Annotated in this window: 14 protein-coding genes; 11 read left to right on the top strand and 3 right to left on the bottom strand. The window is 59.5% G+C overall.

The features are described from left to right. Positions 1 to 43 precede the first annotated feature (43 nt). From Tel_05590 to Tel_05580, 3 genes are all read right to left on the bottom strand, one after another. Positions 44 to 736 (bottom strand): hypothetical protein, encoded by a 693-nt coding sequence (locus Tel_05590; protein ALP52662.1) that lies wholly within the window; start codon positions 734 to 736, stop codon positions 44 to 46. Between the two features lie 163 nt (positions 737 to 899). After that, positions 900 to 1,562, bottom strand: a complete 663-nt coding sequence (locus Tel_05585; GenBank protein ID ALP52661.1) for a hypothetical protein — start codon at positions 1,560 to 1,562, stop codon at positions 900 to 902. Between the two features lie 193 nt (positions 1,563 to 1,755). Beyond that, complete coding sequence (locus tag Tel_05580) at positions 1,756 to 2,454, bottom strand: hypothetical protein (GenBank protein ALP52660.1); 699 nt, start codon at positions 2,452 to 2,454, stop codon at positions 1,756 to 1,758. 533 nt (positions 2,455 to 2,987) lie between these two features. On the opposite strand from Tel_05580, the gene Tel_05575 reads away from it, so the two are divergent. The 11 genes from Tel_05575 to Tel_05525 are packed head-to-tail and all read left to right on the top strand — an operon-like array spanning position 2,988 to position 14,563. Continuing rightward, positions 2,988 to 5,489 (top strand): hypothetical protein, encoded by a 2,502-nt coding sequence (locus Tel_05575; protein ID ALP52659.1) that lies wholly within the window; start codon positions 2,988 to 2,990, stop codon positions 5,487 to 5,489. Beyond that, entirely contained in the window at positions 5,486 to 6,496 is a 1,011-nt protein-coding gene (locus tag Tel_05570; GenBank protein ID ALP52658.1) for an NAD-dependent dehydratase, read from the top strand. The genes Tel_05575 and Tel_05570 overlap by 4 nt, the downstream gene beginning before the upstream one ends. Further along, complete coding sequence (locus Tel_05565; protein ID ALP52657.1) at positions 6,496 to 7,668, top strand: aminotransferase DegT; 1,173 nt, start codon at positions 6,496 to 6,498, stop codon at positions 7,666 to 7,668. The genes Tel_05570 and Tel_05565 overlap by 1 nt, the downstream gene beginning before the upstream one ends. Further along, entirely contained in the window at positions 7,665 to 8,846 is a 1,182-nt protein-coding gene (locus tag Tel_05560; GenBank protein ID ALP52656.1) for a UDP-N-acetyl glucosamine 2-epimerase, read from the top strand. Before Tel_05565 ends, Tel_05560 begins: the two co-directional genes overlap by 4 nt. After that, positions 8,843 to 9,727 (top strand): formyl transferase, encoded by an 885-nt coding sequence (locus Tel_05555; GenBank protein ALP52655.1) that lies wholly within the window; start codon positions 8,843 to 8,845, stop codon positions 9,725 to 9,727. The genes Tel_05560 and Tel_05555 overlap by 4 nt, the downstream gene beginning before the upstream one ends. Further along, complete coding sequence (locus Tel_05550; GenBank protein ALP52654.1) at positions 9,724 to 10,392, top strand: GlcNAc-PI de-N-acetylase; 669 nt, start codon at positions 9,724 to 9,726, stop codon at positions 10,390 to 10,392. The genes Tel_05555 and Tel_05550 overlap by 4 nt, the downstream gene beginning before the upstream one ends. Further along, positions 10,385 to 11,458 (top strand): N-acetylneuraminate synthase, encoded by a 1,074-nt coding sequence (locus Tel_05545; GenBank protein ID ALP52653.1) that lies wholly within the window; start codon positions 10,385 to 10,387, stop codon positions 11,456 to 11,458. Before Tel_05550 ends, Tel_05545 begins: the two co-directional genes overlap by 8 nt. Next, entirely contained in the window at positions 11,455 to 12,096 is a 642-nt protein-coding gene (locus Tel_05540; protein ID ALP52652.1) for a hypothetical protein, read from the top strand. Before Tel_05545 ends, Tel_05540 begins: the two co-directional genes overlap by 4 nt. Further along, positions 12,097 to 13,149 (top strand): alcohol dehydrogenase, encoded by a 1,053-nt coding sequence (locus tag Tel_05535; protein ALP52651.1) that lies wholly within the window; start codon positions 12,097 to 12,099, stop codon positions 13,147 to 13,149. After that, positions 13,146 to 13,853 carry an acylneuraminate cytidylyltransferase gene (locus Tel_05530; GenBank protein ALP52650.1) on the top strand — a complete coding sequence of 236 codons (708 nt, stop codon included), beginning with the start codon at positions 13,146 to 13,148 and terminating at the stop codon, positions 13,851 to 13,853. The genes Tel_05535 and Tel_05530 overlap by 4 nt, the downstream gene beginning before the upstream one ends. Beyond that, positions 13,850 to 14,563: a hypothetical protein gene (locus tag Tel_05525; GenBank protein ID ALP52649.1), complete on the top strand. Its 714-nt coding sequence runs from the start codon at positions 13,850 to 13,852 to the stop codon at positions 14,561 to 14,563. The genes Tel_05530 and Tel_05525 overlap by 4 nt, the downstream gene beginning before the upstream one ends.

The raw sequence follows: 14,563 nt of genomic DNA, 5'->3' as shown, positions 1-14,563 counted from the left end.
GGCACGGCCGGGTCAAACTCCTTCAGAATACCGCCAACCATTGTTATCCCAAGAGAGACAACACGTTGTTCGGGATCTGGTTGGCCTGGGCCACCATGGCCGTACCTGCCTGCTGAAGGATCTGGCCGCGGGTCAGATTGGCCGTTTCCATGGCGAAGTCCGCATCCATGATGCGACTACGGGCGGCGGCGTTGTTTTCGCGGGCCGCTTCGAAGCGCTGAATGGTGAACTCGGCTACCGACATGGCGGCACCTAGTGAGGCGCGTGCACCGGCCACACTGCCCAGCGTGGTTGCGAGCTGAGTTTCAATCGCAGCGGCACTGGCTGTTACGTCGCCGCCGGGAGCAGTAACGCCGGTGATATTGCCAAGCTCGGTATTCAGAGCGGCGTATTCCACCTGAATCTTTGAAGCCTCGGCAGCACCGTTGGTACCTTGTGCCTGAACCGCCAACTCGTTCATACGTTGCAGAATATCGGTCGCCACACTCAAACCACCGTCCAGGGTTTGCGCACTGGAGATCACATCTGCCTGATTACGGATTTGCACAGTCAAGGACCGTACAGTCGATTCCAGGGTCATCCCCACCGCCAGACCGGCGGCGTCATCCTTGGCGCTGTTAACGCGCAGACCGGATGACAGGCGTTCAATGGAAGTTGCCAAACTCAGCGCGTTCTTATTCAGATTACGCTGGGCATTCATGGACATTACATTAGTATTAATTACACTAGCAGCCATTGCTATAACTCCTAACTTCTACCCCGCTCGCCTTGCGGCGAACTACGTGGGGTAATTTACCTTCAGCGGATATATCTCTAAGATCGAAATATTCACCGCTCCTATGTATTACTATCGGCCGGCCGCAAAGCGGACTTTACGCCAGGCCGTTTTCCTCCGACGCTTATCCCAGCAACGACAACACGTTGTTCGGGATCTGGTTGGCCTGGGCCACCATGGCCGTACCTGCCTGCTGCAGGATCTGGCCGCGGGTCAGATTGGCCGTTTCCATGGCGAAATCCGCATCCATAATACGGCTACGGGCGGCGGCGTTGTTTTCGCGTGCCGCTTCGAAGCGCTGAATGGTGAACTCGGCCACCGACATGGCGGCACCCAGGGAGGCGCGCGCACCCGCAACATTACCCAACACAGTGGCAACGTTACTGGCTGCCCCAGCGGCATTGGTGCTTACGTTACCACCGGGCTGAGAGGCACCTGTGATATTCGCTAGCTCGGCATTCAGGGCGCTGTACTCAACCTGAATCTTTGAGGCCTCAGAGCTGCCGTTGGTACCTTGCGCCTGCACAGCCAGTTCGTTCATACGTTGCAGAATATCAGTCGCCACACTCAAACCACCGTCGATGGTTTGCGCACTGGAGATCACGTCTGCCTGGTTACGGATTTGGACGGTCAGCGACCGTACCGTGGACTCCAGGGTCATGCCCACCGCCAGACCGGCGGCGTCATCCTTGGCGCTGTTAACGCGCAGACCGGATGACAGGCGTTCAACTGAAGTCGCCAAACTCAGCGCGTTCTTATTCAGATTACGCTGGGCATTCATGGACATTACATTGGTATTAATTACACTAGCAGCCATTGCTGTAACTCCTAACTTCTACCCCGCTCGCCTTGCGGCGTAGCCTGTGGGGTGTTTTATCTTCAGCGGATATATCTCTAAGATCGAAATATTCACCGCTCCTATGTATTACTATCGGCCGGCCGCAAAGCGGACTTTACGCCAGGCCGTTTTCCTCCGACGCTTATCCCAGCAACGACAACACGTTGTTCGGGATCTGGTTGGCCTGGGCCACCATGGCCGTACCTGCCTGCTGCAGGATCTGGCCGCGGGTCAGATTGGCCGTTTCCATGGCGAAATCCGCATCCATAATACGGCTACGGGCGGCGGCGTTGTTTTCGCGTGCCGCTTCGAAGCGCTGAATGGTGAACTCGGCCACCGACATGGCGGCACCCAGGGAGGCGCGCGCACCCGCAACAGTACCCAGGGTGGTTGTGATAGCACTGGCGGCCGCAACGGCGGCAGAAACCGCAGTTACTGCACCACCAGGGGCGGTAACACCGGTGATATTGCCAAGCTCGGTACTGAGGGCAGCGTATTCGACTTGAATTTTAGAAGCCTCGGCGGCACCGTTGGTACCTTGTGCCTGAACCGCCAACTCGTTCATACGTTGCAGAATATCGGTCGCCACACTCAAACCACCGTCCAGGGTTTGCGCGCTGGAGATCACATCTGCCTGGTTACGGATTTGCACGGTCAAGGACCGCACTGTGGACTCGAGGGTCATCCCCACCGCCAGACCGGCGGCATCATCTTTCGCGCTGTTAACACGCAGACCGGAGGATAGACGTTCAACCGAGGTTGCTAGGCTCAACGCATTTTTATTCAGGTTACGCTGAGCATTCATGGACATTACATTAGTGTTAATTACACTAGCAGCCATTGCTGTAACTCCTAATTTTTACCCTCTGGTGGCGCGGTACTATGCAAGCCTAGGCCGAGGGAATTTGTCTTCAGCGGATATATCTCTTGGTTGAAATATTCACCGCTACCAACTTCCATATCGGCCTGACGAAGACAAGGCTTTAGGAGAACAGTAGGATTATTTATCTCCGGTCACTGGTCAGCGACGCGTGGGCACGCGTCAAAAAATTGTCTTGGCCTGACTGGCGCTTGGACTTATCCGCAAAAGACGAATAGATCAACGCTGCCACCGTAGATCATCGCCTATTGAGCGCCCATACAAACGGCGACAGCGCGCATCAGGAGCACCTCAATATCACTATTTTATTTATATTTTAATAAGTTACAACAACATCAGAATGCCCTGCCCCTAGCGTGCATCCAGCAGGCACGGCGGTATTGCGAAACCAGCAGTGTCATTTGAAATCGCCCGTGGGATAACCCGCCGCTGGCTGGCATGTTATTTGCTCAATAGCTATACACAGTCATGACATTCATAACGGGGACAGACACTTGAGCGCTATCAACCAAGGTCCACACAGCGATTTCGGCGGCGTTGTCAGTAACGCTTTCGGGGAACACTACTTGTTTTCCATCAATCGCAATGCATTTCAGAACAGCGATGCCAGCACTGTGTTTCGGTCCCGCTTTGGCGATTCCCTGTTTCAGGACAACACCTTTTACGTCATTGCCGGTACCGACAGTGGCCTGCTCTACCAATACATTAAGGCACATGGCGTACCAACAGGCAGTCGCTATCTATTCGTCGAGTTGCCTCAAGTACTCGACCTGCTAGTGGAACTGAATGATCCTAATGGTGAATTAGTCATTACGACTCCTGATGAATGGCTGCAGCGTGGCGCCAAGATGGATATCTTCGACTATGCCCTCCAGGATCGGTTGGTGTTGGAACGCTCGCTGGGGGTCGTGCACGGCCATTGCAGCGATTACCCGCCTTTCTGGCGCAAACTCAAACACGAGTTCGATGATTTCATCCGCCAGCAGCGGGTCGGCATTAACAGTCGCCCCTTTACCCTGCGTCAAATAGAAAACCTGACCGAAAATCAGGTTCCGGCGATCTGTCTGCGAGACAGCTTCCGTGGCAAGACCGCCGTGGTACTGGCAGGCGGCCCATCGCTGGACGAACTACTGCCGTGGATTCGGCGACACCGCAACAACCTGCTGGTCATCGCCGTGTCCCGGGTCAGTCACTCCCTGCTGCAGGCGCAAATCCAACCTGACATCTGCGTATCCGTCGACCCGTATCCCATTATGCTGAAAGTCAGCCGCGAGATGCTTGAATTCCAAGACGGCACTGTGCTGGTCAACGAATACCATCTAAGCTCCAACCTACTCTCGAGCTGGGGCGGACAAAAGGCTTTCATGGGCCCGCGTTACCCCTGGACGACACCGCAGGAGGTAGAAAACCTAGCGCCATCCATCGGTGCCACCGTCACCAATACCGCATTCGCCCTAGCCCTGGAGATGGGCGTGAGTCAGCTTGTTTTAGGGGGCGCGGACTTTTGCTTCAATCAGGCGGGATATACCCATGCCAGCGGTTCCGAGGAGCATTCCGCAGGTCCAAGGCCTATGTATGCCGATACCCGAGTGGAAACCAATGGCGGCAAGATGGCGGATACCACCAATCCCTATCTGAATTCGGCAAGGACCATTGATCGACAGGCGGCGGATGCGTTTAACCGGAATTGTCGGGTGATCAATCCCTCACCGAATTCGATGCGCCTGCCCAATGTGGAATACGTCTCCATGGACAGCATCCACGTCGAGCCGTTGGCAACCCCAGCCCGGCAGATACTCGCCGCCAAACTATCGCCTAGCGACAAGACCGCGCGCGGCAAACTTTATCAAGAAACGCTCAGTGAAGTGGATCGCGTGTTGGACGAACTCAGGGCCATCAAAGGCCTGTCGCGCAAGGCACTGGACTACAATCGCAAGCTATTCGATAAGACCGGCCCCGGCGCCGGTTTCCATAACAACGCCAAACTGGACAGCATCGAAAGGCAGTTCGACAGCAAATACGCCAGCACAGTCAAATTCGTCAAAAAATTCGGTATACGCCGCCTGATTCCCATCTTGCGCCATAAGGAAGAACACGAAGCAGACCTGCAGGAAAACAGCCGGCTCTACTTTCAGGCCTTTGTCGACACCACCAATGAACTCATCGATATTTTGCAACAAGCACGCAGCCGTATTCTCAGTCGCATAGAGGAAGACAAACCCCAACCCGACATCGAGCGTTTACTTGAACAGTGGTGCCGTGACGAACAAGCCGGACGCGCCATCCAGTGGGCCCAGGGTCACGCAGACCATATCGCGCAATTGCCCGAGGCGCAGCGACAAATGCTGAAAGCCTTTGAGGCGACTTTTGAAGACAGCATCGAAAAACTAAGCAAGGATAATATTAAACGTATTGAAGACGAGGGCATTACCCTGGACGGCCTGAACAGCAGGGCGCGGGAGTATTTTCTATGCCACGATATAGAAGGCTTAAACAGCCTGATGGCAGGTTTAAAAGAACATCGTGATCAAGCACAGGCCAAGCATTATATCCCGCTAGTGCAAGGCTATCTGGCTGAGCTCGCGGATGACGCAAAAACCGCCATCGAGACATATGAAACTATCGCTGAAGGCAACACCCGCGTCGACGGTTTAATGCGGCTCTTCGAACTGCATACCAGGGCTCAAAACATGGAATCCGCGCTCGCGGTGCTAAAAGAATTATCGGTTATCAGCCCCATTTATACACCCATGTATGCCGACATGCTGCAGGGTACAGGCGATGTGCAACAGGCTGTCGAGATTTACACTGATTATCTCTTGGAAAATCCCGATGATCTGAATAGCGTCATGAAACTGGGACAGATCTACCATCAGCACGGCGCAACCGACGGTGTGGTGTGGGCCATGAACTACATTCTCGCCAAGGATCCCAGCAACCATGCCGCCATGGCCATGCTGAAATCATTGGACCAATCACAGGTGAATGGCAAATGAATCTACAGGGAAAGCGGATTCTCGTCACCGGCGCCGACGGCTTCATCGGCTCCCACCTCACCGAGGCCCTGATCCGGCGCGGTCATGATGTACGCGCCTTTGTGTTTTACAACTCCTTCGGTCACTGGGGCTGGCTGGACGAATCGCCCGCGGACGTGAAACGCGAAGTGGATGTCTTCGCCGGCGACATCCGCGACCCACACGGCGTGCGCACCGCCATGAAAGGTTGCGACGTGGTCCTGCACCTGGCGGCACTGATCGGCATCCCCTACTCCTATCATTCACCGGACGCCTACGTGGACACCAACATCAAGGGCACCTTGAACATAGTCCAGGCGGCCCGCGACCTGGATGTGGAAAAGGTAATCCACACCTCCACCAGCGAGGTCTACGGCACGGCGCAGTACGTGCCCATCGACGAGAAACATCCATTGCAGGGTCAGTCGCCCTACTCGGCCACCAAGATCGGCGCCGACCAGATCGCATTGTCGTTTTACCGCTCGTTTGCAACACCGGTCGCCATCGCCCGCCCGTTCAACACCTTCGGCCCACGGCAGTCGGCGCGCGCCGTGATCCCCACTGTCATCACCCAGATCGCCAATGGCGAGCGCCGGATCAAGCTGGGCGCACTGTATCCTACACGCGATTTCAACTACATCCAAGACAGCGTCGCGGGCTTCATCGCCATGGCCGAATCGGACCGGGTCGTGGGCGAGGAGATCAACCTGGGCAGCAATTATGAAATCAGCATCGGCGACACGGTACAGCTCATCGCCGAGGCCATGCACGCCGACATCGAAATCGTCACCGATGAACAGCGCCTGCGCCCTGACAAGAGCGAGGTGGAACGTCTCTGGGCCGATAACCGCAAGGCGCTGGAGCTGCTCGACTGGGCACCCCAGTTCGGTCAGCGTGAAGGCTTCAAACAGGCCTTGGCGGAGACCGCACGCTGGTTCACCGACCCGGCCAATCTGGCGCGTTATAAGCACGGTATCTACAATATCTGATGCCCATAACATTGACTGCAGACATCCTTGCCATACTGCGCGATTTGTTACCGCCACCACGCCCGGTCGGTCTGCACGAGCCCTTGTTCGGCGAACGCGACAAGGCCCTGACCCTCGACTGCCTGGAGAGCGGCTGGGTCTCCTCCGTGGGCCAGTATGTGGATCGTTTCGAACAGGGGCTGGCCGACTACACCGGCATCCCGCACGCGGTTGCCACCGTCAACGGCACCGCCGCCCTGCACACCTGCCTGTTGCTGGCCGGCGTGCAACGCGATGATGAAGTACTGCTGCCGGCGTTGACCTTCGTCGGCACGGCCAACCCGGTGGCCGCCATGGGCGCTATCCCCCATTTCGTCGACAGCGCCTATGACACCCTGGGGGTCGACCCCGAGGCCCTCCGGCAGCATCTCAAATACCATACCGAACAGCGCGACGGCGTCTGTTACAACCGCCGCAGCGGCCGCCCCATTCGCGCCCTGGTGGTGGTCCATGTCATGGGCCACGTGGCCGACATGCCCGCCCTGCGCCGCATCGCCGATGACTACGGCCTCAAACTCATTGAGGATGCCGCCGAGGCCCTGGGCAGTTTCCGAGATGACCGACATGCCGGTCACTGGGGCGATCTGACCGCGCTCAGCTTCAACGGCAACAAGATCATCACCACCGGCGGTGGCGGTGCGCTACTCACGCGCGATGCCGACTTGGCGCGACGTGCCAAACACCTCACCACCACTGCCAAGCAACCTCATCCTTGGGCCTTCGATCACGACATGGTGGGCTATAACTATCGCCTGCCCAATCTCAATGCCGCCCTGGGCTGCGCCCAGCTGGAACAACTGCCGCAGCGCCTGGAACAAAAACGTGGGCTGGCACGACAATATGCTCAAGCCTTCGCCGCATTGAATAACGTAGCCCTACACGCGGAACCCGAAGGCTGCCGCAGCAACCACTGGCTCAATCTGCTGTTGCTGCCGGATGAAACCGACCGCGAACCCCTTTTGACGGCGGCCCATGCCGAGGGGATCTTGATGCGCCCCTTCTGGACACCGCTGCACCGGCTGCCCATGTATCAGGGCATGCCCCGTGCAAATCTAGTCGTCGCGGACCAGTTGTTCGCACGCGGCGTCTGTCTGCCCAGTTCCGCCGCGTTGGCGCAAGGGGCCGTATCATGAACGCCCCACGCCGCATCTGTGTGGTCACCGGCAGCCGAGCCGAATATGGTCTGCTCTACTGGACCTTGCGCGGCATCGCTGAGGATCCGGCGTTGGCACTGCAACTGGTCGTCACCGGCACCCATTTGTCACCCGCCTACGGGCTGACTTACCAACAAATCGAAGCGGACGGATTTGCCATCGCCGCCAAGGTCGACATGGCTCTGACAGACGACAGCGAACTGGCCATCGGCCGGGCCATGGGTCGCGCCGTTAGCGGCTTTGCCGAGGCCCTGCACCAATTACAACCCGATCTGCTGATGGTGCTGGGCGATCGTTATGAGATCCTCGCCGCGGCCCAGGCCGCCATGCTGCAGCGCATCCCCATCGCCCATATCCACGGCGGCGAAAGCACCGAGGGATTAATTGACGAGGCAGTGCGCCATGCGCTCACCAAGATGTCCCACATCCACTGCGTCGCCGCCGAGGCTTATGCCTGCCGCGTCATCCAGATGGGTGAACGACCGCACACCGTGCACGTGGTGGGCGCCGCCGGTTTCGATCAACTGTCGCGCACCCAACTGCTCGGGCGCGAGGCGCTGGAACAGGCCATCGACTGTCAACTGGGCCAACAGAATTTCCTCGTCACCCTGCACCCGGAGACCCTGGACGACGCCTCTCCCGCACAACAGGTGCAACCGCTGCTGGAGGCACTGGCCGCCTTTCCCGAGGCGCGCGTCATTGTCACCGGTTCCAACGCCGATCCGGCCGGGCGCAAAATATCCGAATTGCTGAAACGACATGCCGAAGCAAATCCGGCGCGCTACTGCTACCGCGAATCCCTGGGGCAGCAGCGCTATCTGAGCCTGCTGCAACAAGTGGACGTGGTGATCGGCAACTCCTCCAGCGGCATTATCGAGGTGCCGGCGGTGGGCAAGCCGGTGGTCAATATCGGTGAACGGCAGCGCAGCCGACTGCGGGCACCGGCCATTATCGACTGCCCGTCTCAATCAGACGCCATCCGCGCCGCCATCAACCAGGCACTGACGCCTGAGCATCAGGCGCTGGCGGCCAAAAAGCAGACGCCCTACGGCGAGCCGGGCGCCGCCGAAAAAATCGTCAGGGTACTGCGCGACACACCATTGGACGGCATCCTGCAAAAACGGTTTTACGACGTGCCGGTCGAGATCAGAGCATGAGAATCGCCTTCATCGGTTGTGTCGAGTTCAGCGCTGCGGCGCTGACCATGCTACTCGACCACCCACAGGCCCAAGTGGTCGGTGTGGTTACCCGCAGCCAATCGAATTTGAACGCGGACTTTCGCGATCTCAGCCCACTGGCTGAGCGTGCCGGCTGTCCCGTGTTCCTAAGCGACGGCAGGGACCAAGACCAAATGGCCGCCTGGCTGCGCGAACGCAAACCGGAGGTCGTCTACTGTCTAGGATGGTCCAAGCTGCTGTCCGCCGATGTCCTGGCCGTCGCGCCCAAAGGTGTGGTCGGCTACCACCCGGCGGCGCTGCCATACAACCGCGGCCGTCACCCCATCATCTGGGCCCTGGCGCTGGGGCTGGAGCAGACCGCCTCGACATTCTTTTTGATGGACGAAAGTGCCGATTCTGGGGACATCCTCAGCCAGCAAGCGGTCGCCATTGCCGCGGAGGACGACGCCGGCAGTCTGTATCACAAGCTGATCGACACCGCCCTGCCGCAACTGCGCCAACTGACCACGGCGCTGGCGAACGGCAACGCCGAGCGCATACCCCAGGACCCTTCACAGGCCAACTATTGGCGCAAGCGCTGCGCCGCCGACGGCCGCATCGACTGGCGCATGTCGGCGCAGGGCATCCACAACCTGGTCCGGGCGCTGGCCCGGCCCTACCCCGGCGCCCACTGCGACTATGCGGGGCGCGAGGTGAAACTGTGGCGCGTGCGCCCCGTGGCAACGGCAGCGGTCAACCTGGAGCCGGGCAAGGTGCTGCAGGTGAATGACGGCCGCCTGCTGGTGAAATGCGGCGCAGCTGCCGTTGAAGTGATTGAACACGAATTCGATCCATTGCCCAGGGAGGGGAGCTATTTATGACACACAAGGTTCTGGTCGTCGCGCCGCATCCGGATGACGAAACCCTGGGCTGCGGCGGCACCCTGTTACGTCTGGCCGAGCAAGGCGCTGAACTGGGCTGGCTCATCGTTACCGGCATGGGCGACGACTACAGCTACAGCCAACGCCAGGAACGTACCGACACCATCGCCCGGGTGACCAAGGCCTATGGCTTTGCCTCCGTCATTGAACTCAATCTACCGACGGCTCAATTGGATATCCTGCCTATGGGCGAACTGGTCAGCGCCATCGGCAAGACCTTTACGGAATTCCGGCCCGAGTGGTTGCTGTTGCCCCATCACGGCGATGCGCACAGCGATCACCGCCGGGTGTTCGAGGCCTGCGCCGCCTGCAGCAAATGGTTTCGCTATCCCTTCATCCAGCGGGTGATGAGTTACGAGACCCTGTCCGAAACCGACGCCGCCCTGCCGCGCGCGGGCGATCTCTTCCAACCCAATGTGTTTTTCGACATCGACGCCCAGCTGGCACGCAAGCTGGAAATCATGGCGATGTATGCCGGCGAGTGCGGCGAATTTCCCTTTCCGCGCAGTGCCGACGCACTTACCGCCCAGGCCCGCTTGCGTGGCGCCCAGTGCGGCTACCCCGCCGCCGAGGCCTTCATGCTATTGCGAGAGCGTCATGGTTAGCATCTACATCATCGCCGAGGCCGGGGTGAACCATAACGGCGACGTGCAACGTGCCCTGGCCATGGTGGACGCCGCCGCCGCGGCGGGCGCCGATGCAGTCAAGTTTCAGACCTTTCGCCCCGAGGCGCTGGCCAGCCGCCACGCCGCCCAGGCCGATTACCAACTCCGTAACGAAGGCGACAGCGGTTCACAACTGGCCATGCTGCAGCGCCTGACACTGGACTTTGATGTCCACCATCAATTGCTGCGCCGCTGCCAGGAACGGGGTATCGACTTTCTTTCCTCGCCCTTCGACACGGAAAGCGCGCGATTTTTAATGGAGGACCTGACCCTGCCGCGCCTCAAACTCGGTTCCGGTGAGCTCACCAACGCACCGCTGCTGCTGCAAATCGCGCGCGCCGGGCGGGAACTGATTCTTTCCACCGGCATGGCCACCCTTGACGAGGTTCAGGCGGCCCTGGAGGTGCTGGCCTTCGGCTACAGCCGCCACGACGAGCCGCGCACGCGCGCCGACTACACGACTGTCCTGCAGGATCCGGACGTCGCTAAGCTACTACGAGATCAAGTCACCCTGCTGCATTGCACCACGGAATATCCGTGTCCGCTGGAACAGGTGAATCTACGCGTCATGGATACCCTGCGTGAGGCCACCGGTCTGGCGGTGGGCTATTCCGACCACACCCTGGGCATCCAGATCTCGGTGGCCGCCGCCGCCCGTGGCGCCACGGTATTGGAAAAACATTTCACCCTCGACCGCAGCCTGCCCGGCCCCGATCACGTCGCCTCGCTGGAACCCGACGAATTGGCCGCGCTGGTCAGCGCCGTGCGCGATGTGAGCCGGGCACTGGGCGACCCCGTCAAGACCCCGGGCGCGGTGGAATTGAAAAATGCGGCCGTGGTGCGCAAGAGCCTGGTGGCCGCCGCGCCCATTCGCGCCGGCGAGTCTTTCAACAAAGATAACCTCACCGTCAAACGCCCGGGCAACGGCCGTTCACCCATGGACTATTGGGACCTGCTGGGACAGTCGGCGGATAAGGATTACGGTGCAGACGAGGTGATTTCATGAACCGGCCGGTCATTATTCTGGGTGGCGGTGGCCATGCCAAGGTGCTGGCCGAGGCCCTATTGCGCATGCAGCGCAGCATCATCGGCTTCACCGATCCCCAGCCCCACGCCTCACTGCTGCAGGACATTCCCCATCTCGGCGGGGACGAGACCGTGTTCGAGCACCGCCCCGACACCGTGTTGTTGGTCAACGGTCTAGGCTCGGTGGGTGACACCCGGGCACGGCAGGCCTTGTTTGCCGGCTTCATTGAAAAAGATTACCGCTTTGCCGCGGTGACCCATCCCCGCGCCATCCTTAGCCGCACAGACGTGGAAACCGGCCAGGGCTGCCAGATCCTGGCCGGAGCGGTGGTCAATCCCGGCGTCCGCCTGGGCGACAACGTCATCATCAATTCCGGCGCCATCGTCGAACACGACTGCCGTATCGGCGACCACGTCCACATCAGCTCGGGCGCACTGGTCTGCGGTGGTTGCTCGATCGAAGAAGGGGCCCACATCGGCGCCGGCGCGATCATCATCCAGGGCATAACAATCGGCCATGGCACAGTAGTTGCAGCAGGCTCTGTCGTGATTTCAAACGTCGACCCTTTGACGCTCGTCGCGGGCGTCCCGGCCCAAGTGAAGCGAGGCAGAGCCTAGATGACAAAGACCTGGCGCGATGTCGCCCTCGACCCCCAAGTCAGCGTAAAGGATGCCATGGCGGTGCTGGACGCCGGCAGCCTGCAGATCGCCCTGGTGGTGGAGGCCGACGGCCATCTCGCCGGCACCGTCACCGACGGCGACATCCGCCGCGCCCTGCTGCGCGGCAAGGGTCTGGACACCTCCATCCATGAGGTCATGAACGCCAATCCCGTCACCGGCCTGGCCGAAGAAAGTCGTGCCATCTGGCAACGCACCATGCAGCGCCACTCCTTGCGCCACCTGCCCCTGCTCGACAGCGCCGGTTGTGTGGTGGACCTGGTCCGTTTCCAAACTCCCAGTGAACCGCGCCGCGACACCCCGGTGGTGATCATGGCCGGCGGCCTGGGCGCGCGGCTGCGCCCGCTGACCCAACAAATCCCCAAGCCGCTGATCCAGGTCGGCTCCAAACCGGTATTGCAGACCATTATTGAGAACTTCGCCGAACAAGGCTTCGAACAGATCCACCTGTGTATCAATTACAAAGGCGAGATGATTCGCAAGCACTTCGGTGACGGTTCGCGTTTCGGCGTGAATATTCAATATATCGAAGAAAACGAACGCCTGGGTACCGCCGGCGCCCTAAGCCTGTTGCCCGAACGGCCCACGCGCCCCTTCATTGTCATGAACGGCGACCTGCTGACCAAGGTCGACTTTGTACGCCTATTGGAATTCCATGAGCAGCAGGCCTTCACCGCCACCATGGCCATGCGCGAATACAGCCACCAGATCCCCTATGGCGTGCTCAAAATTTCCGACGGCTACCGCCTCGAATCGCTGGTGGAAAAACCCACGGAACGCTTTTACGTTAACGCCGGCATTTACATCCTCGATCCCACCGCTCTCGATCACCTGCCCCAGAATCAATATTTCGACATGCCCGGTCTGTTTCAAAAGCTGATGGCGGAAGACAAACCGGCCGGTTGCTTCCCCTTGCGGGATTACTGGATCGACATCGGCCGCATCGAAGACCTAGAGCGGGCCGGCGCCGAGTTCGGGGAAATGTTCGGATGATCGGCGGGCACAAAGTCCTGGGCGTGATTCCGGCGCGCGGCGGCTCCAAGGGCCTGCCACGCAAAAACATTTTACCCCTGGCGGGCAAACCGCTGTTGGCCTGGACGATCGCAACGGCCAAGGCCTCGCGCTACCTCGACCGTGTCATCCTGTCTTCCGATGATGAGGAGATCATGGCGGTGGCGCGCCAATACGGCTGCGATGTTCCTTTTCGCCGTCCCGATGAGCTGGCCTCGGACCGCGCCACCACTATGGACGCGCTGCATCATGCCATGGAGCAAGTGCCGGGCTATGACATCGCGGTCGTGCTGCAACCCACCAACCCGTTACGCACGGCCGCCGACATCGATCACAGCCTGGAACGCTTGGAACACAGCGGCGCCGCGAGTTGCGTCACGGTTACCGAGCCCGATAAAAGCCCCTATTGGACCTTTACCATGGACAAGGACGTCCTCACGCCCCTGCTGGGAGAGGAATACGCACAAAAAAGACGCCAGGATCTACCGCGCGCCTGGGTGCTCAACGGTTGTGTCTATGCCGTGCGCACCCCCTGGTTTCGCGAGCACCATCGGTTAATCGGCAAGGACACGGTAGGGCAGCCCATGCCCAAAGAACGCTCCCTGGATATCGACACCGAACTCGATTTGCAAATCGCAGAACTCATGCTGCGCAGCAGCCATTCTACCCGGGAGACCGGGACATGAACCGGCTGGCAGGCGATTACCAACGCACCCATGTCTATGCCGAGGTGGATTACGACAATCCCAAGTACCTGTTTCAGGTCATCGGTGATCGCTTGGAACAGGCCCTGAACGGGCGCAAACGCCCGCGCTTGTTGGACGTGGGCGGCGCCAGCGGAGCCCTGGCGGGATATTATCAATACCGCTTCGCCGACAGCCAAGTGACATCCTTGGATTTCGATGCCCAGCTGTGTGAGATCGGCCGTCAACGCCTGCCCGGCGTCCAGTTCATCCACGGCGATGCCAACCGCATGGACATGCTGGCCGATGACAGCTTCGATGCCGTCACCATGGTAGGCACCCTGAGTGTCTTCGATGAATTCGAACCCTCCATGTCCGAATGCCTGCGCCTCACCGCCCCGGGCGGCACGGTCATCGTCGCCGGACAGTTCAACAGCCATCCGGTGGATGCCCTGATTCGCTATCGTTACAGTGGCGAGGACGCTTGGAACACTGGCTACAATTTATTCTCCTGCCAGAGTGTGGCGCGCTTTTTGGATCAACAGCCGATGATCGCGTCCTACCAATTTTGTAACTTCGAGCTGCCCTTCGACCTGGCACCCCAGGACGACCCCATCCGCAGTTGGACCGAGCAGACAAGCGACGGTCGGCGCGAATTACGTAATGGCCTAAACCTGGTCATCGATCTGAAAATACTCGAAATTACCCTGTGA

The sequence above is a fragment of the Candidatus Tenderia electrophaga genome (assembly GCA_001447805.1).
Lineage (GTDB): Bacteria > Pseudomonadota > Gammaproteobacteria > Tenderiales > Tenderiaceae > Tenderia > Tenderia electrophaga.
This window is presented reverse-complemented; position numbering and strand designations above follow the sequence as displayed.

Excerpts from the sequence above, each read along its gene's own strand:
- Tel_05590 (ALP52662.1), bottom strand. The coding sequence starts at position 736 with ATGGCTGCTAGTGTAATTAATACTAATGTAATGTCCATGAATGCCCAG.
- Tel_05585 (ALP52661.1), bottom strand. The coding sequence starts at position 1,562 with ATGTCCATGAATGCCCAGCGTAATCTGAATAAGAACGCGCTGAGTTTG.
- Tel_05580 (ALP52660.1), bottom strand. The coding sequence starts at position 2,454 with ATGGCTGCTAGTGTAATTAACACTAATGTAATGTCCATGAATGCTCAG.
- Tel_05570 (ALP52658.1), top strand. The coding sequence starts at position 5,486 with ATGAATCTACAGGGAAAGCGGATTCTCGTCACCGGCGCCGACGGCTTC.
- Tel_05565 (ALP52657.1), top strand. The coding sequence starts at position 6,496 with ATGCCCATAACATTGACTGCAGACATCCTTGCCATACTGCGCGATTTG.
- Tel_05560 (ALP52656.1), top strand. The coding sequence starts at position 7,665 with ATGAACGCCCCACGCCGCATCTGTGTGGTCACCGGCAGCCGAGCCGAA.
- Tel_05555 (ALP52655.1), top strand. The coding sequence starts at position 8,843 with ATGAGAATCGCCTTCATCGGTTGTGTCGAGTTCAGCGCTGCGGCGCTG.
- Tel_05550 (ALP52654.1), top strand. The coding sequence starts at position 9,724 with ATGACACACAAGGTTCTGGTCGTCGCGCCGCATCCGGATGACGAAACC.
- Tel_05545 (ALP52653.1), top strand. The coding sequence starts at position 10,385 with ATGGTTAGCATCTACATCATCGCCGAGGCCGGGGTGAACCATAACGGC.
- Tel_05540 (ALP52652.1), top strand. The coding sequence starts at position 11,455 with ATGAACCGGCCGGTCATTATTCTGGGTGGCGGTGGCCATGCCAAGGTG.
- Tel_05535 (ALP52651.1), top strand. The coding sequence starts at position 12,097 with ATGACAAAGACCTGGCGCGATGTCGCCCTCGACCCCCAAGTCAGCGTA.
- Tel_05530 (ALP52650.1), top strand. The coding sequence starts at position 13,146 with ATGATCGGCGGGCACAAAGTCCTGGGCGTGATTCCGGCGCGCGGCGGC.
- Tel_05525 (ALP52649.1), top strand. The coding sequence starts at position 13,850 with ATGAACCGGCTGGCAGGCGATTACCAACGCACCCATGTCTATGCCGAG.